Genomic DNA, 22,851 nt, shown 5'->3' with positions numbered 1-22,851 from the left:
CGTATGGCGTGGTGGTGCGATGTTGTCCCGGCGCCGATGCGCGCGTCATGCAGGCGCTCGCGTTCGACGTGACGCGTCCGGACAGGCAGGCGGGCGGGACGCAACGCGCGTCGTGGCGCGTCGGAAAATCGGCCGGGCCGCGGCGGTGCAGCCCGGCCCGGCGCACATCAGTGCCGCTCGTCGGCGATATGGCTGCGGATCACGTCCGCGAACGACGTGTCGCCCTTCAGCCCGAGTGCTTCCGCGCGCGACGTATCCCAGCGGCCCGGCCAGCTGCCGACGATCTTCTCGACGCGTTCGTCGGGCGCATGGCGGATCAGCTTGACGACCGCGTCGCCCGCGACTTCGCGCAGCGCCGCGATCATCTCGTCGACAGATACCGACAGCCCCGGCAGGTTGATCACGCGCTTGTTGCCGAGCTTCGCGGCGTCGATCTCGCAACCGGCGACGAGCGCGTCGATCGCGCCGCGCGGCGACAGCAGCCACAGCCGCGTCGAGCCGGGCACCGGGCACACGCTTTCCTCGCCGTTCAGCGGCTCGCGGATGATGCCGCTCGCGAACGACGACGCGGCCGCGTTCGGGCGGCCGGGCCGCACGCTGATGGTCGGCAGTCGCAGCACGCGGCCGTCGACGAAGCCGCGTCGCGCGTAGTCGCACAGCAGCAGTTCCGCGATGGCCTTCTCGGCGCCGTACGACGATTGCGGGTTCAGCGCGGTGTCGTCCTGCACGACGTCGGGCAGCGCGCCGCCGTACACCGCGACGGAGCTCGTGAACACGACGCGCGGCCGGTGGCCGCGCGCGCGGCACACTTCGAGCAGCGTGCGCGATGCGTCGAGGTTGATCCGCATGCCGAGATCGAAATCGGCTTCGGCTTGCCCGCTGACGATCGCCGCGAGGTGGAAGATCGCGCCCGTGCGCGTATCGATCGCGCGTTCGAGCACCGCGCGATCGGCGATGTCGCCGACGATCGACGTCACGCGGGCATCGCCGAAATCGTTGCCCTGGACGACGTCGAGCAGCACCAGCTCGTCGATTGTCTCGACACGGCCGTCGGGGCCGGTCAGTTCGCCGCGCTCGAGCAGCTTGCGCGCGAGACGCTGGCCGAGAAAGCCGGCGCCGCCGGTGATCAATACTTTCATGTTCTTCATCCTCTGGGGAATACGGGAATCACAGGTACGGCCTGAGCCAGCCGAGGCCTTCGGACGTGCCGGCCTTCGGCCGATATTCGCAGCCGATCCAGCCGTCGTAGCCGAGCGCGTCGATCAGCGCGAACAGGTACGGGTAGTTGAGTTCGCCGACGTCCGGCTCGTGGCGTTCCGGCACGCCCGCGATCTGGATATGGCCGATGCCCGCGAAATCGCGCTGGAGTTTCATCGCGAGATCGCCTTCGACGATCTGGCAGTGATAGCAGTCGAACTGCACCTTCAGGTTCGGCGCGCCGACTTCCGCGCAGATCGCCTGCGCGTCGTCCTGGCGATTCAGGAAATAGCCGGGCATGTCGCGCGGGTTGATCGGCTCGATCAGGATCGTGATGCCGTGCGCGGCCCCCGCCTGCGCCGCATGCCGCAGGTTCGACAGATAGGTGTCGCGATGGCGCGCACGGTCGGCGCCCGGCGGCACCATGCCGGCCATCACGTGCAGCTTCCTGTTGCCGATCGTGCGTGCATAGTCGAGCGCCTGGTCGATGCCGCGGCGGAACTCGTCCTCGCGGCCCGGCAGCGATGCGATGCCGCGTTCGCCCGCGGCCCAGTCGCCCGGCGGCGCGTTGAACAGCGCCTGTTCGAGGCCGTGCGCGTCGAGACGCGCACGGATGTCCTCGGCGGCGAAGTCGTACGGGAACAGGTACTCGACGGCCTTGAAGCCGTCGCGAGCGGCAGCGGCGAAGCGTTCGAGAAACGCATGCTCGGTGTACATCATCGAGAGGTTGGCGGCGAAGCGTGGCATGACGGAGCGTCCTGTGAATGAATGGCGCGGAGCGCTGTGCGCTCCGCGTCGAATGATGAATCGGCCGGCGGCGTATCAGCGGTTCACGAGTTTCGCGGGCGTGAGCCACACGGCGATCGCGCCGATCACGAGCATCGCGGCCAGCACGTACATGCCGGACGACGTGCTGTGCGTAACGTCCTTCAGGTAGCCGATCACGTACGGGCTCGCGAAACCGGCGAGATTGCCGACCGAGTTGATGATCGCGATCCCGGCCGCGGCCGCGGAGCCTGCGAGGAACGCGGTCGGCAGCGACCAGAACAGCGGGGCGCAGGTCAGCACGCCGCCTGCCGCGAGCGACAGGAACACGATCGACACGGCCGTATTGTGCGAGTACGACGCGGCGACCGCAAACCCGAGCGCGCCCATCAGCGCCGGCACGATCAGGTGCCAGCGGCGTTCGCGGCGCTTGTCCGCGCTGTGGCCGAACAGGTTCATCACGACGATCGCGACGACGAACGGAATCGCCGACAGCAGGCCGATCTGCAGCGTATCGGTGATGCCGGTCGATTTCACGAGCGTCGGCATCCAGAACGTGAGCCCGTACTGGCCGGTGACGAACGCGAAGTAGATCAGCGACATCCACCACATGCGCGGGTCCGAGAACACGGCCTTCAGTGAATGGCCGTGGTTCTGCTGTTCCTGCGGCTGCGCGGCGATTTCGTCTTCGAGCAGCTGCTTCTCGCGCTCGTCGAGCCATTTCGCGCTGCGGATGCCGTTGTCGAGATACAGGATCGTCGCGATGCCGACGAGCACGGCCGGCACGGCTTCGATCATGAACATCCATTGCCAGCCGTGGAAGCCCGAGCCGCCGTGGAAGCGCTCCATGATCCAGCCCGACAGCGGGTTGCCGAAAATGCCCGACACTGGAATCGCGGACATGAACACCGCGATGATCTTCGCGCGGCGATGGGACGGGAACCAGTACGTGAGGTACAGGATCACGCCCGGATAGAAGCCGGCTTCCGCGAGGCCGAGCAGGAAGCGCAGCACGTAGAACTGCGTCGGCGTCTTCACGAACGCGAACAGCGCGGACAGCACGCCCCACGTGATCATGATCCGCGCGATCCAGATGCGCGCGCCGAGGCGGTGCATCAGCAGGTTGCTCGGCAGTTCGAACAGAAAGTAGCCGAGGAAGAAAATCCCCGCGCCGAGCCCGAACACGGTTTCGCTGAACGCGAGATCCTGCGACATCTGCAGCTTGGCAAAGCCGACGTTCACGCGGTCGAGATACGCGACCACGTAGCAGAGCATCAGGAACGGCACGATGCGCCAGAACACTTTCCTGTAGGTGCGGTCGAGTTCGCCCGACTGGGCGGCCGCGGCGGGCGAGCGGCTTGCGGCCGCGTCGAGAGCAGTCATCGTCGTGTCTCCAAGGACGTCGTGTGCCGGCGGCGCGTAGGCTGCCGGTTCGTATGTGTGTGCTGACGGAAGGGCCCGCGCACACAGCGGGCATGTGAATCGGTATCGGATGCGCGGTGCGTCACCAGCGCGCGCCGAAGGTCTGGCGCAATTCGTCGAGCGCGGCGTCGGACAGCGGTTCGGGCTTCGGCTGCGTCATCAGCCACAGCCGCGCCGTTTCCTCGAGCTCCTCGAGCGCATACGACGCGTGCGACACCGACGGCCCCCACATCACGGGGCCGAGGCGATCGAGCAGCACGCCGCGCACCTGGTCGGCCAGCGCCGCGACTTCGGCCGCGACGGCCGGGTCGCCGGGGCGGCGGTAACGGATCAGCGGGATGTGGCCGACCTTCATCACGTAGTACGGCGTGATCGGCGGCAGCACGTCGGTGTCGCGCCACACGCCCGCGAGCGTCAATGCGACGAGATGCGTCGAATGCGTGTGGACGACGCCATGCGCGTCTGCGTTGCGCGCGTAGATGCCGCGATGCAGCGCGAGCGTCTTCGACGGCTTGCCGCCCGATACGGGCTGGCCGTCGGTGCCGACCTTCGCGATGTCGTTCGGGTCGAGCCGGCCGAGGCACGCGTCGGTCGGCGTGATCAGCCAGCCGTCCGCGAGACGCGCGCTGATGTTGCCGGCGCTGCCGACCGCATGGCCGCGCGCATACAGGCTCGCGCCGACCACGCAGATCTCTTCGCGCAGTTTCGCTTCGTCGCTCATCGTGCGGCTCCGTCCAGCGCGCGCAGCGCCTTGTCGAAAAAGTCCGTCGCGCCGAAGTTGCCGGATTTCAGCGCGAGGCCGAGCGGCTGCGCGTCGACGGTGGCCGTGGCCGGCACGCCCGGGTCGATCTGCGCGCCGATCTGCAGCGACTTCACGTCGAGCGCCTGCACGACCGCGCCGGACGTCTCGCCGCCCGCGACGACGAACTTGCGCACGCCGAGTTCGCGCAGCCCGCGGGCAATCGCCGCGAGCGTGCTTTCGACGAGATGGCCGGCCGCGTCGACGCCGAGCGCCTGCTGCACGGCCTTCACTTCGTCGGGCGTGGCCGTTGCATAGATCAGCACGGGTTGCGGCAGGTGCGTGCGCGCAAAGGCGAGCGCCTGCTCGACGACGGGCTCGCCGCGCGACGCCGCGAGCGGATCGATGCGGAAGCTCGGCCGCGTCGCGCGCCACGCGGCGACCTGCGCGTTGGTCGCCTTCGACGCGCTGCCGGCGAGCACGGCCGACAGGCCGTCGATGCGCGGCAGCGACGCCGCGTTGTCGCGCTCGGGCAGTTGCTCCGCGCGGCGGAAATTCGCGGGCAGGCCGAGCGCGATGCCCGAGCCGCCGGTAACGAGCGGCAAGCCCGCGCACGCTTCGCCGAGGACGTAGAGGTCGCGGTCCGACAGCGCGTCTGCGATCGCGAAACGCACACCTTCCGCGCGCAACTGGTCGATCCGCGCACGCACGGCGGCCGCGCCGAGCGCGATCGTGTCGTAGCGGATCAGGCCGACCGACGACTTCGTTTGCTGCTGCAGCACGCGTACGAGGTTCGCATCCTTCATCGGCGTGAGCGGATGATGCTCCATCCCCGATTCGTTCAGCAGCACGTCGCCGACGAACAGGTGGCCGCGATAGATCGTGCGGCCGTTCTCGGGGAACGCCGGGCACGCGATCGTGAAGTCGCCGCCGGCCGCATCGAGCAGCGCGTCGGCCACCGGCCCGATGTTGCCCGCGTCGGTCGAATCGAACGTCGAGCAGTACTTGAAGAAGAACTGGCGGCACCCTTGCGCGCGCAACCATTCGTACGCGGCGAGCGATTGCGCGACGGCGTCGGCGGCGGGAATCGTGCGCGATTTCAGCGCGACGACGATCGCGTCGGCGTCGACGATCGTGTCGGCAGCCTCGCCGTCGGCGGGCACGCCGATCGTTTGCACGGTGCGCATGCCGCTCTTGACGAGCATGTTCGCGAGATCGGTCGCGCCGGTGAAATCGTCGGCGATGCAGCCGAGCAGGGGACGGGAAGCGGAAGCGGTCATGGCAGGAACGTCGTTCGAATCAGCGGGCGGGCGGCAGCGTGATGCCGGGGAAAGTCTTGATCACGGCGGAATCGTCCTCGCCGCCGTGGCCGGCGCTCGACGCGCTCATGAACATCTGGTGCGCGGTGGCCGACAGCGGCAGCGGGAATTTGCTGCGGCGCGCGGTATCGAGCACGAGACCGAGATCCTTCACGAAGATGTCGACGGCCGACAGCGGCGTGTAGTCGCCGTTCAGGATGTGCGGCACGCGGTTCTCGAACATCCACGAATTGCCGGCGCTGTGCGTGATCACGTCGTACAGCGCGTCGGCATCGACGCCTTCGCGCAGGCCGAGCGCCATCGCTTCGGCCGCCGCCGCGATATGCACGCCGGCCAGCAATTGATTGATGATCTTCACTTTCGAGCCGATGCCGTGTGCGTCGCCGAGGCGGTACACCTTGCCGGCGATCGCCGCGAGCACGTCCTCGCAGCCCGCATACGCGGCGGCCGGGCCGGACGTCATCATCGTCATCTCGCCGGAGGCCGCGCGCGCGGCGCCGCCCGACACGGGCGCGTCGAGCATCTGCAGGCCGGCCGCTTCGATGCGCGCGCCGAGCGCGACCGCGAATTCAGGCGCGACGGTCGCGCTCGCGATCACGATGCCGCCGGGCTTCATTGCCGCGACCGCACCGTGTTCGCCGAACAGCACCGTTTCCGTCTGCGCGGCATTGACGACGAGCGTGACGACGACGTCGCACTGCGCACCGAGTTCGGCCGGCGTCGCGCACGCGATGCCGCCTTCGGCGGCGAATGCCTGCAGCACGGTGTCGCGCACGTCGCATGCATGGACGCGCAGGCCGGCGCGCAGCAGCGAGCGTGCGACGCCGAGGCCCATCGCGCCGAGGCCGATGACTCCAACATTTCTTGACATGGTCAACCTTGATCGATTCGGGAGAGGTTCCGGACGGCGGCGGCGGGCGCCGCCGGCTTCAGCAGATGCCGGCTTCCGCGAGGCGGCGGGCGGCGTTGTACATGTGCGTGCGCGCCGCGTTGCGGGCGGCCATCGGGTCGCGCGCGCGGATCGCATCGGCGATCGCCGCGTGTTCGTCGCGCACCTGCCGCGAGAAATCGTCGCGCGTCGCTTCGTTGCCCCGCGTGACCTTCACGCCGGCTTCGAGGTACTGGTTCAGGAACTGCAGCGTCTTCAGGAAATACGGGTTGCCGGTGACGGCCGCGATCGTGCGGTGGAACGCGACGTCTTCCGCCACGCCGTCGCGCCCTTCGGCCACCGCTGCGTCGATCTTGCGCAGCGCGTCGTCGATGTCGGCCATGTCGTCGTCGGTGTGGTGCAGCGCGGCTTCGGCCGCGACTTCGGCCTCGATCGCGCGGCGCACCGCGAGCAGGTGCGGCAGCGAGCTCGCCTCGACGGCTTCCGCGTAGTCGATGCGCAGCGGCCGGATCGCGCCGTGCTGGTTCACGAATACGCCGCTGCCCTGGCGCGGCTCGACCACGCCTTCGTTCTTCAGCCGCGAGATCGCCTCGCGGATCACGGTGCGGCTCACGCCGAATTCCTGCGCGAGCACGGCTTCGGTCGGCAGCTTGCCGGTGGCCGAGAAACTGCCCACTTCGATCTGCTTGAGCAGTTGCTGCGCGACATGGTCGCTCATCGCGCGGGCCGGAATTTTTTCGAACATGATGCTCAAGTTTGTAGGGTGATGTGGTCATCATACAAATTTGAGTGCGCATCAGCATCCGGGATAACCCTCGTTTTATAGAGAGCAACGTCGGCTAAATTGATTGGAACCGGTTCCAAAAGCGCCGAAACCGATGCGAACGTGTGCGGTTCTGCCATCGGTCAAGGAAGAGGGCGGACGCCTCTGGGCCGTCAGTCGGCGAGGTCCTCGACGGCGTCGGCCGACGCATCGGGCATCGCATCGACTTCGGCCACGTCGCCGCCGCGCTCGCGATACGTCGCCGGCGGCACGCCGAACTGCTTGCGGAATTCGCGCCCGAGGTGCGATGCATCGGCGAATCCGCAACTCGACGCGATATCGGCGACGGTGCGGTCCGAGCTCGTCAGCAGCCAGGCGGCCGTGCGCAGCCGCACCTGTTTCGCGAAGGCCTGCGGGCTCTTGCCGGTCTCGGCCTTGAAGAGCCGCTCGAGCTGCCGCGTCGACAGATCGAGCTTGCACGCCAGTTCCTCGAGCGGCAGCGCGCGCCCCACGTGCTGTTCCATCAGAAGAATCGCGCGCTTGACCTTCGGATGCGTCGCCGGTTCGAGGCCCGGCGGATGCGGCTGCGGCGCGTTGCCTTTCTGCATCTCGCCGACGAGCAGGATGCGTAGCGCCTTCTGCACGGTGGCGTGATCGAAATGGCGCAGCAGGATCGCGGCGGCGACGTCGATCGACGCGCGGCCGCCCGAACACGTGATCCGGCGCCGGTCGATCACGAACAGCCGGTCGGCGATCAGCAGGTCGGGATCGGCGGACGGAAAGCGCTCGATGAAGTCCCAGTAATGGAACCAGCTCACGCAGGTGCGGTAGCCGTCGAGCACGCCGGCGCGCATCAGCGTGAACACGCCGGTGCAGATGCCGACGACCGTCGCGCCGCCCGTCGCCGCGCGGCGGATGAAGTCGAGCGTTTCAGGGCCGGCCTGCGGCCCCGAATGCAGCAGCCCGCCAACCACCACCACATAGTCGAACGGCTCGGCCGCGTCGAACGTCTCCCACGGCGTGATCTGGATCCCGCAGCTCGCGCGCACCGGCGCGAGCGTCTCGCCGATCACGCTCCATGCGCAGCGCACGGGCTTGCTGTAGTCGCCGTCGTCGGCCGACAGCCGCAGCATGTCGACGAAGCCCGAGAAGGCCGTCAGCGTGAAGTTCGGCAGCAGCACGATGCCGAAGCGGATGCGCCGCGGCGCGGGTTCTGCGAGGGGGGAAGCGGGTACGTCGGGGGTCATCGCGGCCAATCTCGTCACGCCGGTAAGGCGGTCTCACTCGTTTCACTCTGTTTGCGGGCTACGGCTGCCGGAGGGCGGCACGGATGCAGCCAGCGTCGCCGATCGGCCGTGGCCGGACTTGTGGTTTTTCGTCGCGAACCATCGCCAAAACGCACTTTCCGGGCGGCCGGCGCGGCGCTTGGCGGCGCTATCCCACGCCGATGCCGTTTTTGTTCTATCGGCCGATTTTACGCCCTGATGTACTGAGGCCCAACGACATTTCACGCATGCAACCCAAAGGAAGCCAGATGAACGTCAGCGCGTTCGACCTGTTCAAGATCGGCATCGGCCCGTCCAGTTCGCATACGGTCGGCCCGATGATCGCCGCGTGCCGCTTCGCGTCGCACGTCGAGGACGCGAACCTGCTCGGCTTCGTGCGCCGCGTGCGGGTCGAGCTGTACGGCTCGCTCGGCGCGACCGGCAAGGGCCACGGCACCGACAAGGCCGTGCTGCTCGGCCTCGAGGGCCACCTGCCCGACACGATCGATCCCGACCTGATCGAGCCGCGGCTCGCCGCGATCCGCGCGGAGAAGTCGCTGACGCTGCTCGGCAAGCAGACGGTCCGCTTCGACGAGAAGGAACATATCGGCTTCTATCGCAAGCTGATGAGCGGCACCGGCATCGTGCACCCGAACGGGATGCGCTTCCAGGCATTCGACGAACACGGCCAGTTGCTCGTCGAGAAAGAGTATTACTCGGTCGGCGGCGGCTTCGTCGTGAATCGCGACGGCGATCGCGTGAACGGCGTGCGCGCGGCGGTCGACGTGCCGTATCCGTTCCGCACCGGCGACGACCTGATGCGCCAGTGCCGCGAACACGGGCTGTCGATCGCCGAGCTGATGCTGCGCAACGAATCCGCGCTGCGTCCGGCCGACGAAGTGCGCGCCGGGCTGATGGCGATCTGGCGCACGATGGCCGCGTGCGTCGAGCGCGGCTGCAAGGTCGAGGGCGACCTGCCGGGCCCGATGCGCGTGAAGCGCCGCGCGGCCGAACTGAACGGCCGCCTGCGCGCGCGTTCGGAAGAGTCGCTGCGCGACCCTCTGTCGATGCTCGACTGGGTCAACCTGTATGCGATGGCCGTGAACGAAGAGAACGCGGCCGGCGGCCGGGTGGTCACCGCGCCGACCAACGGTGCGGCCGGCGTGATCCCCGCGGTGCTGCACTACTACGTGAAGTTCGTGCCGGGCTCGAACGAAGCCGGCATCGTCGAATTCCTGCTGACGGCCGCGGCGATCGGGATCATCTACAAGGAAACCGCGTCGATCTCCGGCGCGGAAGTCGGTTGCCAGGGCGAAGTGGGCGTCGCGTGCTCGATGGCCGCCGCCGCGCTCGCCGCCGTGATGGGCGGCACGCCCGACCAGGTCGAGAACGCGGCCGAGATCGGCATGGAGCACAACCTCGGGATGACCTGCGATCCCGTGGGCGGGCTCGTGCAGATCCCGTGCATCGAGCGCAACGCGATGGGCGCGATCAAGGCGCTGAACGCGTCGCGCATGGCGCTCAAGGGCAACGGCCAGCACTACGTATCGCTCGATTCCGTGATCAAGACGATGCGCGAAACCGGCGCCGACATGAAGACGAAATACAAGGAAACGTCGCGCGGCGGCCTCGCCGTGAACGTCATCGAATGCTAACGAAGGATCCAAACATGAGCCGCTACTCGATATTCAGCCTGTTCCGCAACGGCCTCTCGTATCACGAGAACTGGGAGAAGCAGTGGAAGAGCCCGGAGCCGAAGAAGGAATACGACGTCGTGATCGTCGGCGGCGGCGGCCACGGCCTCGCGACCGCGTACTACCTCGCGAAGGAGCACGGGATCACGAACGTCGCGATCCTGGAGAAGGGCTGGATCGGCGGCGGCAACACCGCGCGCAACACGACGATCGTGCGCTCGAACTACCTGTGGGACGAATCGGCCGCGCTGTACGAGAAGGCGATGAAGCTGTGGGAAGGGCTGTCGCAGGATCTGAACTACAACGTGATGTTCAGCCAGCGCGGCGTGATGAACCTCGCGCACACGCTGCAGGACGTGCGCGACACCGAGCGCCGCGTGAACGCGAACCGGCTGAACGGCGTCGACGCCGAATTCCTGACGCCCGCGCAGATCAAGGAAATCGAGCCGACGATCAACCTGAACAGCCGCTACCCGGTGCTCGGCGCATCGATCCAGCGCCGTGCGGGCGTCGCGCGTCACGACGCGGTGGCCTGGGGCTTCGCACGCGGCGCGGACCGCGCCGGCGTCGACATCATCCAGAACTGCCAGGTGACGGGCATTCGCCGCGAAGGCGGCGCGGTGGTCGGCGTCGACACGGTGAAGGGGTTCATCAAGGCGAAGAAGGTCGCGGTGGTGGCCGCCGGCAACACGACGACGCTCGCCGACATGGCCGGCATCCGCCTGCCGATCGAAAGCCACCCGCTGCAGGCGCTGGTGTCCGAGCCGATCAAGCCGGTGGTGAACTCGGTGATCATGTCGAACGCGGTGCACGCGTACATCAGCCAGTCCGACAAGGGCGACCTCGTGATCGGCGCCGGTATCGACCAGTACACGGGCTTCGGCCAGCGCGGCAGCTTCCACATCATCGAAAGCACGCTGCAGGCGATCGTCGAGATGTTCCCGGTGTTCTCGCGCGTGCGGATGAACCGCCAGTGGGGCGGCATCGTCGACGTGTCGCCGGACGCGTGCCCGATCATCACCAAGACCGACGTGAAGGGCCTGTATTTCAACTGCGGCTGGGGCACCGGCGGCTTCAAGGCGACGCCAGGCTCGGGCTGGGTGTTCGCGCACACGATCGCCCGCGACGAACCGCATCCGCTGAACGCACCGTTCGCGCTCGACCGCTTCTACACGGGCCATCTGATCGACGAGCACGGCGCCGCCGCCGTCGCGCACTAACCCCCGCATTGAAGGAGAAACAAACATGTTGCTGATCGAATGTCCGTGGTGCGGGCCGCGCGCCGAATCCGAATTCACGTGCGGCGGCGAAGCCGACATCGTGCGCCCGGTGGCGAACGAGACCATGACCGACCGCGAATGGGGCGAATACGTGTTCATGCGCGAGAACAAGCGCGGGCTGCACAAGGAGCAATGGCTGCACACGCAGGGTTGCCGCCGCTGGTTCAAGGTCACGCGCGACACGGTGACCTACGATATCAAGGGCTACGAAAAGTTCGGTGGGGCTGCCATCAGTGGGGCTGCCGCCGGCAACGCAAACGAAGAGGGCACGAGCAAATGAGCCAGAAAGACCGCCTCGGCACCGGTGGCCGGATCAATCGCGCGATTCCGCTGACGTTCACGTTCAACGGCCGCACGTACCAGGGCTTCCAGGGCGACACGCTCGCGTCCGCGCTGCTCGCGAACGGCGTGCATTTCGTTGCGCGCAGTTTCAAGTATCACCGTCCGCGCGGGATCGTGACGGCGGACGTGGCGGAACCGAATGCCGTCGTGCAGCTCGAAACCGGCCCGTACACCGTGCCGAACGCACGCGCGACCGAGATCGAGCTGTACCAGGGGCTCGTCGCGACCAGCGTGAACGCCGAGCCGACGCTCGAGAACGACAAGTACGCGATCAACCAGAAGTTCTCGCGCTTCATGCCGGCCGGGTTCTACTACAAGACGTTCATGTGGCCGCGCAAGATGTGGCCGAAGTACGAAGAGAAGATCCGCGAAGCGGCCGGCCTCGGCAAGGCGCCCGAAGTGCTCGACGCCGATCGCTACGACAAGTGCTACGCGCACTGCGACGTGCTCGTGGTCGGCGGTGGCCCGTCGGGCCTCGCCGCCGCGCATGCGGCCGCCACGGCCGGCGCGCGCGTGATCCTCGTCGACGACCAGCGCGAACTCGGCGGCAGCCTGCTGTCGTGCCGCGCGGAGATCGACGCGAAGCCCGCGCTGCAATGGGTCGAGAAGATCGAAGCGGAGCTGCGCAAGCTGCCCGACGTGACGATCCTGTCGCGGAGCACCGCGTTCGGTTATCAGGACCACAACCTCGTGACGGTCACGCAGCGCCTGACCGATCATCTGCCGGTGTCGATGCGCAAGGGCACGCGCGAGCTGCTGTGGAAGATCCGCGCGAAGCGCGTGATCCTCGCGACCGGCGCGCACGAGCGGCCGATCGTATTCGGCAACAACGACCTGCCGGGCGTGATGCTGGCGGGCGCGGTGTCCACCTACGTGCATCGCTTCGGCGTGCTGCCGGGCCGCAACGTGGTCGTGTTCACGAACAACGACCGTGCATACCAGACCGCGCTCGACCTGAAGGCATGCGGGGCGAAGGTGACGGTCGTCGATTCGCGCGCGTCGTCGAACGGCGCGCTGCCGGCCGCGGCCAAGCGGCAGGGCGTGACGGTGATGAGCGGCGCGGTCGTCACGGCCGCATCGGGCAAGTGGCGCGTATCGTCGGTCGACGTCGCGTCCTACTCGAACGGCCAGACCGGCGGCAAGCTGCAGACGCTGCCGTGCGACCTCGTCGCGATGTCGGGCGGCTTCAGCCCGGTGCTGCACCTGTTCGCGCAATCGGGCGGCAAGGCGTGCTGGAACGACGAGAAGGCGTGCTTCCTGCCGGGCAAGCCCGTGCAGGCGGAAGCGAGCATCGGTGCGGCGGCCGGCGAATTCGGGCTGGCCCGTGCGCTGCGGCTCGCGGTCGATGCGGGCGTGGAAGCGGCGAAGGCCGCCGGCTTCACCGCCGCGCAGCGCCCGGCCGTACCGCAGGTCGCCGAAGCCGTCGAAGGCGCGCTGCAGCCGTTGTGGCTCGTCGGCAGCCGCGAGGCGGCCGCGCGCGGCCCCAAGCAGTTCGTCGACTTCCAGAACGACGTGGCGGCCGCCGACATCCTGCTCGCCGCGCGCGAAGGCTTCGAGTCGGTCGAGCACGTGAAGCGCTATACGGCGATGGGCTTCGGCACCGACCAGGGCAAGCTCGGCAACATCAACGGGATGGCGATCCTCGCGGGCGCGCTCGGCAAGACGATTCCGGAAACGGGCACGACGACGTTCCGTCCGAACTACACGCCCGTGTCGTTCGGCACGTTCGCGGGCCGCGAGACGGGCGATTTCCTCGACCCGATCCGCAAGACGGCCGTGCACGAATGGCACGTCGAGCACGGCGCGATGTTCGAGGACGTCGGCAACTGGAAGCGGCCGTGGTATTTCCCGAAGAACGGCGAGGATCTCCATGCGGCCGTGAAGCGCGAATGCCTCGCGGTGCGTAACGGCGTCGGCATTCTCGACGCGTCGACGCTCGGCAAGATCGACATCCAGGGCCCGGACGCGGTGAAGCTGCTGAACTGGATGTACACGAACCCGTGGAACAAGCTCGAAATCGGCAAATGCCGCTACGGGTTGATGCTCGACGAAAACGGGATGGTGTTCGACGACGGCGTGACCGTGCGCCTCGCCGACCAGCATTTCATGATGACGACCACTACCGGCGGCGCGGCGCGCGTGCTGACGTGGCTCGAGCGCTGGCTGCAGACCGAATGGCCCGACATGAAGGTGCGGCTCGCGTCCGTCACCGATCACTGGGCGACGTTTGCGGTGGTCGGCCCGAAGAGCCGCAAGGTCGTGCAGAAGGTGTGCCAGGACATCGACTTCGGCAACGAAGCGTTCCCGTTCATGAGCTACCGCAACGGCACCGTTGCCGGCGCGAAGGCGCGCGTGATGCGGATCAGCTTCTCGGGCGAGCTGGCCTACGAAGTGAACGTGCCGGCGAATGCGGGCCGCGCGGTGTGGGAAGCGCTGATGGCGGCCGGCGCCGAGTTCGACATCACGCCGTACGGCACCGAGACGATGCACGTGCTGCGCGCGGAGAAGGGCTACATCATCGTTGGCCAGGATACCGACGGCTCGATCACGCCGTACGACCTCGGGATGGGCGGGCTCGTCGCGAAGTCGAAGGACTTCCTCGGCAAGCGTTCGCTGACGCGCTCGGATACCGCGAAGGAAGGCCGCAAGCAGTTCGTCGGCCTGCTGACCGAGGACGAACAATTCGTGCTGCCGGAAGGCGCGCAGATCATTGCGAAGGACACGCAGGTGTCGGCGGTCGATCCGACGCCGATGATCGGCCACGTGACGTCGAGCTACTACAGCCCGATCCTGAAGCGCTCGATCGCGCTCGCGGTGGTGAAGGGCGGCCTGAACAAGATGGGCGAGAGCGTCGTGATTCCGCTGGCCAACGGCAAGCGGATCACCGCGAAGATCTCGAGCCCGGTTTTCTACGATACCGAAGGGGTGCGTCAGCATGTGGAATGAAACGAGAAACCAGACGCAGGTGGCGGGTGCGGGCGGCGTGACGCTGGAATCGCCGTTCGTCGGCGCGGCCGACGTGCTGAAGGCGCACCAGGCGCGCGCGTCGAAGAAGTTCGCGCTGCGCGAGCGGCCGTTCCTCGATCTCGTCAACGTGCGCGGCGAGTTGAGCGACCCGGCATTCGTCGCCGCGTTCGAGCGTGTGGTCGGCTGCCGGCCGCCCGCGGAGCCGAACACGGTGGCGCGCGGCGCCGAGTACGACGTGCTGTGGCTCGGCCCTGACGAATGGCTCGTGCGGTCGAACGGGCCGGTTCAGGCCGGCGTGCTCGAAGCGAAGCTGGCAGAGGCCGTGCAGGGCTCGTATGCGGCGGCCGTCGACGTCGGCAGCGGCTACACGGTCGTCGAGGTCAGCGGCGAACGCGTGCGCGACGTGATCGCGCGCGGTTGCCCGCTCGATCTGCATCCGCGCGTGTTCAAGCCGGGCCAGTGCGCGCAGTCGCACTACTTCAAGTCGCCGATCACGCTGATCCCGACCGGCGACGCGTCGTTCGAGATCGTCGTGCGTCGCAGCTTCGCCGACTATTTCGTGCGCATCATGCTCGACGCCGCGGCGCCGCTCGCATCATGAAGCCGTTCGACGAACCGTTCGTGGCGATCGACGCGCCGCGCCTGCGCGGGCGCGGCTGGAGCGTGTTCGTCGACGAACTGAAGGTGCCCGCGCGAATCGGCATCCACGCGCACGAGCACGAAGCGCCGCAGCCGATCGTGATCGATGCGCGGCTCGGGTATCGCTGCGAGCCGAGCGAGCAGGGCGAGTGGATCGATTACGACGGCTATTGCGCGCGTGTCGCGTCGTTCCTGTCGCACAAGCCGCATACGCGGCTGCTGGAGACGCTCGTCGCCGATCTCGCGGTGCTGTCGTTTCGCGAATGGCCGGCGCTGGAATCGCTGACGCTGTCGGTGCACAAGCCGAAGATCCGGCCGGGGACGAAGCGCGTGGGCGTGTCGCTCGACTGGACGCGCGGCGATTACCTGCGGTGGACAGGGGCGGCGGGGCAGCTTTGATCGGAGGGGGCTGGATCGAGGCGCGAGGGAGGTGATCCGGCGACTCCATGGGACGGCGGCGCGAATGCGCCGCCGTACTCGTTTATAGTTCCTGAAATTCCGGAATTATGGCCCGCACCCTACCGCAACCCGTCGCGATACCTGACCCGCTCGCACTGGATCTCGCCGCGCTGGGGGCGCTCGTGCGCAACCGGCGCGCGCAGAACCAGATGCGGATCGACGATGCAGCCGACATGCTCGGCGTTTCCAAGGACGTGCTGTCACGCCTCGAAAACGGGCGCGCGGTGAGTCTCGATAAGCTGTTCAAGGTACTCGACGGCTTTGGCCTGAATTTGCTCGTCGTGCCGAAACGCGACGTTCAGGTGGCGCGCAACGCAGTGCGCGATCACGCGACGGCGCGCGCCGCTACCCCGGAGTCTCATGAGGGCGCGTGACTGCGCCCGAGATCAACGTTGAATTTTGCCGGTATCGGCCTGCCTGCACTTACTTCGCGTTGCGGTTCGCGCCAGGCGCCGGGCCGGACGGATCGCCGACCGGCACCATGTGCGCCTTCCCGTCGTTCGCGGTACTCGCGCTTTTCGCGTCGTCCTCGGGTTCGAGCACGAACCGGAATGCATCGACCCGCTGCATCACCTTCGCCGCATATGCACTGGATCCGCCGCTGTAGCTCTTCAGCCCGGCCTGCACGTTGCCGCCGGCGGCTTTCACGTAACCCGACAGAATGCGCGAGCCGGCATCGACGTTCGCATTCGGCTCGGTCAGATCCTTCACGTCGCGCAGCATGCCACGGTGCGCGGACGGCACGACCTGCATCAACCCGGTCGCGCCATGCTGGCCACGCGCCTTTTCCTGGAAGCGCGATTCGATCGAAATGATCGCGTAAACGAGTGCCGGCGGCAGTGAATATTTCGTCGCAGTGACGCTCACGATATCGGCGAGCTTCGCGGCCTTTTCTCTTGCGACGCCGAATTTCTTCGTCAGGTAGGACGTGATGCGGCGGTTTGCTTCGTTAGGCTGATCGTTGGCGTTCGCGAGGGGCGCGGACGCGACAGTCGGCGCCGATGCCGGTACGTCGGGCGCGGAGGCGGACAATGCGGGCGCCTGCTGCGCCGCGGCCTGTTGCGCAATGCCGAGCGAAAGCACGATCAGCCAGAAGAACCGTCGTCGCATGGTCGAGTGCGGGGAAATGGGAGGCGCATAGTATATCGACCAATCGAGGAAGACGGTCGAGCGCCCGCTCGAATGAAAGCGACGTGTAGGCTTGTGACATCCACAACGCTCGACGCGCCGATCGTTGCGCGGACACGCATCGGAGTCCGGACGAAACGCTAGTTGATGATCTCGCCGATGCCGGTTTCGATGCGGCTTCTGAGTTGCTGGATGAACTCGGGATCGTAGGGTTCCCAGCTATCGAGTTCGCCGACGATTTTCAACGGCAGTGTGCTTCGATACGATCGCGTCGGATTGCCCGGGAATTTCTTGTCCGTGACGTTCGGGTCGTTTTCGAATTCGCCGGTAGGCTCGACGATGTAGACGCGCGGTCGGCCCTCGCCTTTGGCCATTTCGGCAGCCAGGCCCGCGCCTTTGGGCAGCGCCGTGAAATAAACATGATTCATGACGACGTCGTCCCGATAATTCGATCTGAAGCCCGCCGTCAGCAAATCGCCGATCCGCAAATTCGCTTTCGTGCCATGAAAAAACGGGCCGGCGTCCAGGGCTGGCATGGTGGCTCCTTCGAAAAATTGCGTGACCGATGCTAAGCGCGCCGCGCGCTCGCCACCCGCGCAATCGCGCCGATCGCGTCGCTGACGAGTACGGCGAGCAAGCCGACGATCACGCCGCCTTGCAGCACGAACGCGGTGTTCGACGTCTGCAGGCCCGCGATGATCACGTCGCCGAGCCCGCGCGCGGCGACCGTCGAGCCGATCGTCGCGGTGCCGAGATTGATCACGACCGCAAGGCGGACGCCGTTGACGATCACCGGGAACGCGAGCGGCAGCTCGACGGACACCAGTTGCTGCCAGCCGCTCATGCCCATCCCGCGCGCGGCGTCGACGACGTCGCGCGGCACGTCCTCGAGCCCGGCGATCGTGCTTTCGAAAATCGGCAGGAGCCCGTACAGCACGAGCGCGATCAGCACGGGTTTCAATCCGAAGCCGACTGCCGGCACGGCAAGCGCGAGCACGGCGACCGGCGGGAAGGTCTGGCCGATATCGACGACGCTGCGCGCGACCGGCAGGAAATCCGCGCCGAACCGCCGCGTGACCGCGATGCCGGCCGCGACTGCGACGATCGTGCCGATCAGGCTCGACAGCGCGACCGTGCCGAGATGCGCGAGCGTGAGATCGAGCAGGCTCGCGCGATCGTAGATCACCGGCGCGCCGTTGTCCGCGAACGGCGCGAACAGGCCGTGCAGCCACGCGGGGCGCAACAGCAGCACGAGCAGCAGCGCGAGCGCGGCCGCGCGGGCGACGTACGCGGGAAGCGAAGACCGCCTGGGCCGTACGTTGCCGCGCGTCGTCATGCGGGCTGCCTCGCGTGCGAGCGGATCGCGTCGAGCGTGATGCGGCGGGGGCCGTGTGCGGTGCCGTTGCCCGTATCGTCGACGGGCAGTGCATCGACACCGCGCCACAATAATTCGGACACCGCATCGCGCAGCGTGCGCGTCGCCGCGATCGGCTCGCCGTCGGCGCGGCCGGCTTCGGCCACTGCATCGATCGGCGTCAGCGCGAGCAGGCGCAGCGGCCGGTCGACGCCCGCGACGAGCTGCTCGACGACACCCGCTGCCGGCTTGCCGAGAATTTCGGCAGGCGGCGCGACCTGCAGCAGCCGACCGCCGTCCATCACCGCGATCGTGTCGCCGAGCTTCAGCGCTTCCTCGATATCGTGCGTGACGATCACGACCGTGATGCCGAGGCGGCGCTGCAGCGCGAACAAGTCGTCCTGCGCCTTGTTGCGGATGATCGGATCGAGCGCGCCGAACGGTTCGTCCATCAGCAGCATCGCGGGCTCGGCTGCGAGCGCGCGCGCAACGCCGACGCGCTGCTGCTGGCCGCCCGACAGTTCGTGCGGCAGCTTGCCCGCGAATTCGGCCGGCGCGAGATGGAACAGGTCGAGCAGTTCGTTTACGCGCGCGTCGATACGGGCGGCCGGCCAGCCGAGCAGGCGCGGCACGGTCGCGATGTTGCGCGCGACGCTCCAGTGCGGAAACAGCCCGTGCCCCTGGATCGCATAGCCGATGCCGCGGCGCAGTTGCTCGGGCGCGACGGTCGCCGTATCGACGCCGTCGATGCGGATCGTGCCGCTGGTCGGCGCGATCAGCCGGTTGATCATGCGCAAGAGCGTCGACTTGCCGCTGCCCGATGCGCCCACGAGCGCGGTGATCGTGCCGCGCTGTATCGTCAGCGATACGTCGTCGACGGCGACCACGTCGCCGAAGCGTTTGCCGATCCGTTCGATCTCGATCATCCTGCACGCCCCTTCGCGAGCGACGTCGCGGCTTCGAACACGACGGCGGCCGCCAGTGCGAGCGCGATCGTCGGGATCGCGCCGAGCAGCACGAGATCGGCGGCCGATTGCCCGATCCCCTGGAAGATGAACGTGCCGAATCCGCCGCCGCCGATCAGCGCGGCAACCGCAGTCAGGCCGATGTTTTGCACGAGCACGATGCGCACGCCGCTCAGGATCACCGGCAGCGCGAGCACGAGATCGACGCGCAGCAGCCGCTGCGCGCGTGTCATGCCCATCGCGCGCGCCGCTTCGGTCACGTGCGGCGGCACCTGTCCGAGCCCGACCACGACGCTCGATGCGATCGGCAGCAGCGAGTAGAGGAACAGCGCGAGCGCGGCCGGCGCGACGCCGATGCCGCGGATGCCGAGTGCGGCCGCGAGCGGCACGTGCGCGGCGAGCAGGCCGAGCGGAGCCATCATCAGCCCGTACATCGCGATGCTGGGGATCGTCTGCACGATATTGAGCACGGGCATCGCGACGGTGCGCACCGTCGCGATGCGCGCGCATGCGATGCCGAGCGGCACGCCCGCGACGAGCGCGGCGGCGACCGAGCCGCCCGCGAGCGACACGTGACGGATCGCTTCGCGCCAGAAATCGTCGCTGCGCACCGCGTATTCGCGCATCACGGAGAGGCCGTCCCACCAGCCGCTCGCGAGCGGCACGGAAACCGCCGCTATCGCGACGGCGAGCGCGGCGAGGCGCCGCCACGGGCCGAACGCGAGGCGTGCGAGCGCGTCGGCGATGAGCACCGTCCACGCGAACAGCAGCAGCCAGACGCCGGCGTCGGGCGACACGCGGGCCAGCATGTCGTCGGGTGCGACGACGTGCGTCGCGGCCGCGCCGACGGCATACGCGAGCGTCGCGAGCCCCGTGCAGCCGGCCGCGAGCCGCCACGCGGGACGGCTCGCGGTCATCGCCCACAGCGCGCCGGCGGTCCATAGCGCGGCGAGCGCGGCGCCCTGCATCGCGGGCAGCGCGGCGAACACCGATAGCCCGGTGCCGGCCGCGATCCGGTTCGGCCGCAGCACCGCGAACGACAGGCCGAACACGGCGACGATCGTCAGTACGCCGATCAGGATGCCGACCTTGTCGAGCGTGACGCGCCGCGCGGACGCCGCCGCGCCCTCCGTCATTTCACGAAACCCTTCGATTTCAGATAGCTTTTCGCGACGCCGGCAGCCGGCTCGCCGTTGAGCTGGATGCGCGCGTTCAGCGATTGCAGCGTCTTCAGGTCGAGGCTCGCGAACACGGGCTTCAAATACTCGGCGATTTGCGGATGCGCTTTCAGCGCGGCTTCGCGGATCACCGGCGCCGGCGCATAGACGGGCTGCACGTGCTTGTCGTCGTCGAGCACCGCGAGGCCGCTCGATGCGATACCGCCGTCGGTGCCGTAGACCATCGCGGCGTTCACGCCGTCGGTCTGGTTCGCGGCGGCCTTGATCGTCGCGGCCGTATCGCCGCCGGACAGCACGACGAGCTGCTCGGGCTTCAGCTTGAAGCCGTACGCTTTCTCGAACGACGGCAGCGCGGACGCGCTGTTCACGAATTCGGCCGACGCCGCGAGCTTCACCTTGCCGCCGCCGGCCACCCACTTGCCGAACTCGGAGAAGGTCTTCAGGTGCTGCGACTGCGCGACGGGCGCGAGCAGCGCGACGCCCCACGTGTTGTTCGCGGGCGCCGGTGCGAGCCACACGAGATGGTTCGCCGCGTAGTCGAGCTTCTTCGCGGTGTCGTAGCCTTGGCTCGCGTTCTTCCACAACGGGTCGTCGGCCTTGTTGAAGAAGAACGCGGCGTTGCCCGTGTATTCGGGGTAGATGTCGATCTCGCCGCTCGTGAGCGCCTTGCGCACGATCGGCGTCGTGCCGAGCGCGATCTTTTCGGTGACGGGAATGCCGTGGGCCTTCAGCACCTGTGAAATGAGGTTGCCGAGCAGGTTGCCTTCGGTGTCGATCTTCGACGACACCACGACGGGCGTGTCGGCGTGCGCGCCGGGCGCCGCGATGGCGGCGGCGAACGCGAGGCCCAGGATCCGGGCGGGCAGGGCGAGCTTCATCGGGGCCAATCTCCAGGACGGGGGCGTACGCCGAAAGTTACTTGACTGAGCCGGCTTTGGCAAACCGCGTGCGGCGGCGTGCCCACAGCCGGTGTGGGGATAACCCGCACCCGTCATACGGGCTTGTTACACTGAAATTCGTTCCCGCCTGCGGACATTTGCTGACATGAAGCCCGAGCTGCTGGTCCTCATCGCGCTGCGCGCCGACGCGCATCGCGAGATCGCCGCGTCGTTCGACGTGCACTACGCCCCGACGTCCGACGAGCGCGAACGCGCGATCGCCGCACACGGCAGCACGATTCGCGCGGTGCTGACCAACGGCAGCACGGGGTTGACCGCCGCCGAAATCGACCGGCTGCCGCGGCTCACGTTCGTCAGCGCGCTCGGCGCGGGCTACGAGCACATCGACGTCGCGCACGCGAAGGCGCGCGGCATTACCGTGGTCACGGGCGCCGGCACCAACGACGACTGCGTCGCCGATCACGCGTTCGCGCTGCTGCTCGCGGCGGTGCGCAACGTCGTGCAACTCGATGCGAAAACCCGCGCGGGCGTGTGGCGCGACGGGCTGTCGATGCCGCCGAACGTGTCGGGCAAGAAGCTCGGCATCGTCGGGCTCGGCAAGATCGGCGAGAAATGCGCGCGCCGCGCGGCCGGCTTCGACATGGAGATCGGCTATCACAACCGGTCGGAGAAGCCGGGGCCGTACCGCTATTTCGACCGGATCGACGCACTCGCGCAGTGGGCCGATTTCCTGATCGTCGCGACGCCGGGCGGCGCGGGCACGCGGCACCTGATCGATCGCACCGTGCTCGACGCACTCGGCCCCGGCGGCTTTCTCGTCAACGTGTCGCGCGGCAGCGTTGTCGATACCGCTGCTTTGGCGGATGCGCTGCGCGAACGACGCATCGCGGGGGCGGGGCTCGACGTGTACGAAGGCGAACCGGAGCCGCCGCGTGCGCTGACGGATCTCGACAGCGTCGTGCTGACGCCGCACATGGGCGGCTGGTCGCCCGAGGCGCTCGATCGTTCGGTGCGGCAGTTTCTCGACAACGCGGCGCGGCATTTCGCCGGGCAACCGGTGTTGACGCCGGTGTAAGCGCCGGGCGGCGGCGTCGAGTCAGTCCGCCTGTTTGCAGAATGCCCAGTAGAAATCCGGCAGGTTCGCTGGCTTGTCGGCATCGAGATCGATCCAGCCGAACCGGTCGTGCTCGGCGCTCAGCACGATTTCACGGCGCTCGACCTGGCACGCGAAGCACACGATCAGTACGCGCTTGCCCGGCACAACCTCGCACGAACGGCTGCCCACGTAACGGATTGCCGATGCGGCGATTCCGCATTCTTCCTGCACTTCGCGCGCGACGGCGGCTTCGAGCGATTCGCCGGCCTCGGGCCAGCCGCCAGGCAGCTCCCACTCGCCGCGAGGGTTGCGCAGGAACAGGACCGAACGTCCGTCTCGGACGATGGCTTTGGCGCTGATGGGAATCATGTGGGCTCACCGGAGGCATTCGATTTCCGCAGCCTATCGCAGGTGCCTCTTTCGTGCAGCGAATCCCCGCCCGCATCGACGCGCATGCAGGCGGGGGAGGCGGTGTCGTTACGCCGGCAGCC

At 67.8% G+C, this 22,851-nt stretch carries 23 protein-coding genes; 8 read left to right on the top strand and 15 right to left on the bottom strand.

Annotation, left to right across the window (positions count from 1 at the left end; all coding sequences use genetic code 11):
• Nucleotides 1-167: 167 nt before the first annotated feature.
• From denD to WT97_RS16195, 8 genes are all read right to left on the bottom strand, one after another.
• Nucleotides 168-1,139, bottom strand: a complete 972-nt coding sequence (gene denD / locus WT97_RS16230) for a D-erythronate dehydrogenase (RefSeq protein WP_060353811.1) — start codon at nucleotides 1,137-1,139, stop codon at nucleotides 168-170.
• A gap of 28 nt (nucleotides 1,140-1,167) precedes the next feature.
• Nucleotides 1,168-1,944 carry a 2-oxo-tetronate isomerase gene (otnI, locus tag WT97_RS16225; protein WP_060353801.1) on the bottom strand — a complete coding sequence of 259 codons (777 nt, stop codon included), beginning with the start codon at nucleotides 1,942-1,944 and terminating at the stop codon, nucleotides 1,168-1,170.
• Between the two features lie 75 nt (nucleotides 1,945-2,019).
• Nucleotides 2,020-3,345 carry an MFS transporter gene (locus WT97_RS16220; protein WP_060030845.1) on the bottom strand — a complete coding sequence of 442 codons (1,326 nt, stop codon included), beginning with the start codon at nucleotides 3,343-3,345 and terminating at the stop codon, nucleotides 2,020-2,022.
• A gap of 121 nt (nucleotides 3,346-3,466) precedes the next feature.
• Complete coding sequence (locus tag WT97_RS16215; RefSeq protein ID WP_060353800.1) at nucleotides 3,467-4,105, bottom strand: aldolase; 639 nt, start codon at nucleotides 4,103-4,105, stop codon at nucleotides 3,467-3,469.
• Nucleotides 4,102-5,403, bottom strand: coding sequence for a 3-oxo-tetronate kinase (gene otnK / locus WT97_RS16210; protein ID WP_059790004.1), 1,302 nt, complete (start codon nucleotides 5,401-5,403; stop codon nucleotides 4,102-4,104). Before otnK ends, WT97_RS16215 begins: the two co-directional genes overlap by 4 nt.
• A 19-nt stretch (nucleotides 5,404-5,422) precedes the next feature.
• Nucleotides 5,423-6,313, bottom strand: a complete 891-nt coding sequence (ltnD, locus tag WT97_RS16205) for an L-threonate dehydrogenase (RefSeq protein WP_012339469.1) — start codon at nucleotides 6,311-6,313, stop codon at nucleotides 5,423-5,425.
• A gap of 58 nt (nucleotides 6,314-6,371) precedes the next feature.
• Nucleotides 6,372-7,076, bottom strand: coding sequence for a FadR/GntR family transcriptional regulator (locus WT97_RS16200; protein ID WP_034204194.1), 705 nt, complete (start codon nucleotides 7,074-7,076; stop codon nucleotides 6,372-6,374).
• 191 nt (nucleotides 7,077-7,267) lie between these two features.
• On the bottom strand, nucleotides 7,268-8,341 hold the full coding sequence (locus tag WT97_RS16195) for a GlxA family transcriptional regulator (protein WP_059502747.1): 1,074 nt from the start codon (nucleotides 8,339-8,341) through the stop codon (nucleotides 7,268-7,270).
• 287 nt (nucleotides 8,342-8,628) lie between these two features.
• Here WT97_RS16195 and WT97_RS16190 point away from each other — a divergent pair, with 287 nt between their 5' ends.
• The 7 genes from WT97_RS16190 to WT97_RS16160 all read left to right on the top strand — a co-directional run bounded on the left by WT97_RS16190 (nucleotide 8,629) and on the right by WT97_RS16160 (nucleotide 16,114).
• On the top strand, nucleotides 8,629-10,014 hold the full coding sequence (locus WT97_RS16190; RefSeq protein ID WP_059790007.1) for an L-serine ammonia-lyase: 1,386 nt from the start codon (nucleotides 8,629-8,631) through the stop codon (nucleotides 10,012-10,014).
• Between the two features lie 14 nt (nucleotides 10,015-10,028).
• A complete protein-coding gene (locus WT97_RS16185; RefSeq protein WP_059502182.1) occupies nucleotides 10,029-11,273 on the top strand; it encodes a sarcosine oxidase subunit beta family protein in 1,245 nt (414 codons plus the stop codon).
• A 25-nt stretch (nucleotides 11,274-11,298) separates the two neighbouring features.
• Nucleotides 11,299-11,613, top strand: coding sequence for a sarcosine oxidase subunit delta (locus tag WT97_RS16180; protein WP_059502184.1), 315 nt, complete (start codon nucleotides 11,299-11,301; stop codon nucleotides 11,611-11,613).
• Nucleotides 11,610-14,621 carry a sarcosine oxidase subunit alpha family protein gene (locus tag WT97_RS16175; protein WP_059790009.1) on the top strand — a complete coding sequence of 1,004 codons (3,012 nt, stop codon included), beginning with the start codon at nucleotides 11,610-11,612 and terminating at the stop codon, nucleotides 14,619-14,621. The genes WT97_RS16180 and WT97_RS16175 overlap by 4 nt, the downstream gene beginning before the upstream one ends.
• Nucleotides 14,611-15,243 carry a sarcosine oxidase subunit gamma gene (locus tag WT97_RS16170; protein WP_059502188.1) on the top strand — a complete coding sequence of 211 codons (633 nt, stop codon included), beginning with the start codon at nucleotides 14,611-14,613 and terminating at the stop codon, nucleotides 15,241-15,243. The genes WT97_RS16175 and WT97_RS16170 overlap by 11 nt, the downstream gene beginning before the upstream one ends.
• Nucleotides 15,240-15,680, top strand: a complete 441-nt coding sequence (locus WT97_RS16165; protein ID WP_059502190.1) for a dihydroneopterin aldolase — start codon at nucleotides 15,240-15,242, stop codon at nucleotides 15,678-15,680. Before WT97_RS16170 ends, WT97_RS16165 begins: the two co-directional genes overlap by 4 nt.
• Before the next feature lie 107 nt (nucleotides 15,681-15,787).
• Complete coding sequence (locus WT97_RS16160) at nucleotides 15,788-16,114, top strand: helix-turn-helix transcriptional regulator (protein ID WP_060353799.1); 327 nt, start codon at nucleotides 15,788-15,790, stop codon at nucleotides 16,112-16,114.
• A 49-nt stretch (nucleotides 16,115-16,163) separates the two neighbouring features.
• Here the strand turns inward: WT97_RS16160 and WT97_RS16155 are convergent, their stop codons facing one another.
• The 6 genes from WT97_RS16155 to WT97_RS16130 all read right to left on the bottom strand — a co-directional run bounded on the left by WT97_RS16155 (nucleotide 16,164) and on the right by WT97_RS16130 (nucleotide 21,243).
• Complete coding sequence (locus tag WT97_RS16155) at nucleotides 16,164-16,850, bottom strand: lytic transglycosylase domain-containing protein (RefSeq protein WP_060353798.1); 687 nt, start codon at nucleotides 16,848-16,850, stop codon at nucleotides 16,164-16,166.
• A 158-nt stretch (nucleotides 16,851-17,008) separates the two neighbouring features.
• Entirely contained in the window at nucleotides 17,009-17,404 is a 396-nt protein-coding gene (gene arr, locus WT97_RS16150) for an NAD(+)--rifampin ADP-ribosyltransferase (RefSeq protein ID WP_060353797.1), read from the bottom strand.
• Between the two features lie 32 nt (nucleotides 17,405-17,436).
• Nucleotides 17,437-18,204 carry an ABC transporter permease gene (locus WT97_RS16145; protein WP_059790016.1) on the bottom strand — a complete coding sequence of 256 codons (768 nt, stop codon included), beginning with the start codon at nucleotides 18,202-18,204 and terminating at the stop codon, nucleotides 17,437-17,439.
• A complete protein-coding gene (locus WT97_RS16140; RefSeq protein ID WP_059502198.1) occupies nucleotides 18,201-19,148 on the bottom strand; it encodes an ABC transporter ATP-binding protein in 948 nt (315 codons plus the stop codon). Before WT97_RS16140 ends, WT97_RS16145 begins: the two co-directional genes overlap by 4 nt.
• Complete coding sequence (locus WT97_RS16135; protein WP_060353796.1) at nucleotides 19,145-20,323, bottom strand: ABC transporter permease; 1,179 nt, start codon at nucleotides 20,321-20,323, stop codon at nucleotides 19,145-19,147. The genes WT97_RS16140 and WT97_RS16135 overlap by 4 nt, the downstream gene beginning before the upstream one ends.
• A complete protein-coding gene (locus WT97_RS16130) occupies nucleotides 20,320-21,243 on the bottom strand; it encodes an ABC transporter substrate-binding protein (protein ID WP_060353795.1) in 924 nt (307 codons plus the stop codon). The genes WT97_RS16135 and WT97_RS16130 overlap by 4 nt, the downstream gene beginning before the upstream one ends.
• Before the next feature lie 166 nt (nucleotides 21,244-21,409).
• Here WT97_RS16130 and WT97_RS16125 point away from each other — a divergent pair, with 166 nt between their 5' ends.
• Nucleotides 21,410-22,339 (top strand): 2-hydroxyacid dehydrogenase, encoded by a 930-nt coding sequence (locus WT97_RS16125; protein ID WP_060353794.1) that lies wholly within the window; start codon nucleotides 21,410-21,412, stop codon nucleotides 22,337-22,339.
• Nucleotides 22,340-22,360: 21 nt separating this feature from the next.
• On the opposite strand, the gene WT97_RS16120 is transcribed toward WT97_RS16125, so the two are convergent.
• On the bottom strand, nucleotides 22,361-22,729 hold the full coding sequence (locus tag WT97_RS16120) for an NUDIX domain-containing protein (RefSeq protein WP_060353793.1): 369 nt from the start codon (nucleotides 22,727-22,729) through the stop codon (nucleotides 22,361-22,363).
• Nucleotides 22,730-22,851 lie beyond the last annotated feature (122 nt).

The organism is Burkholderia sp. MSMB1459WGS (genome assembly GCF_001534535.1).
Lineage (GTDB): Bacteria > Pseudomonadota > Gammaproteobacteria > Burkholderiales > Burkholderiaceae > Burkholderia.
The sequence above is the reverse complement of the archived record's forward strand: the minus strand, read 5'-3'. Positions and strand labels throughout refer to the sequence as shown.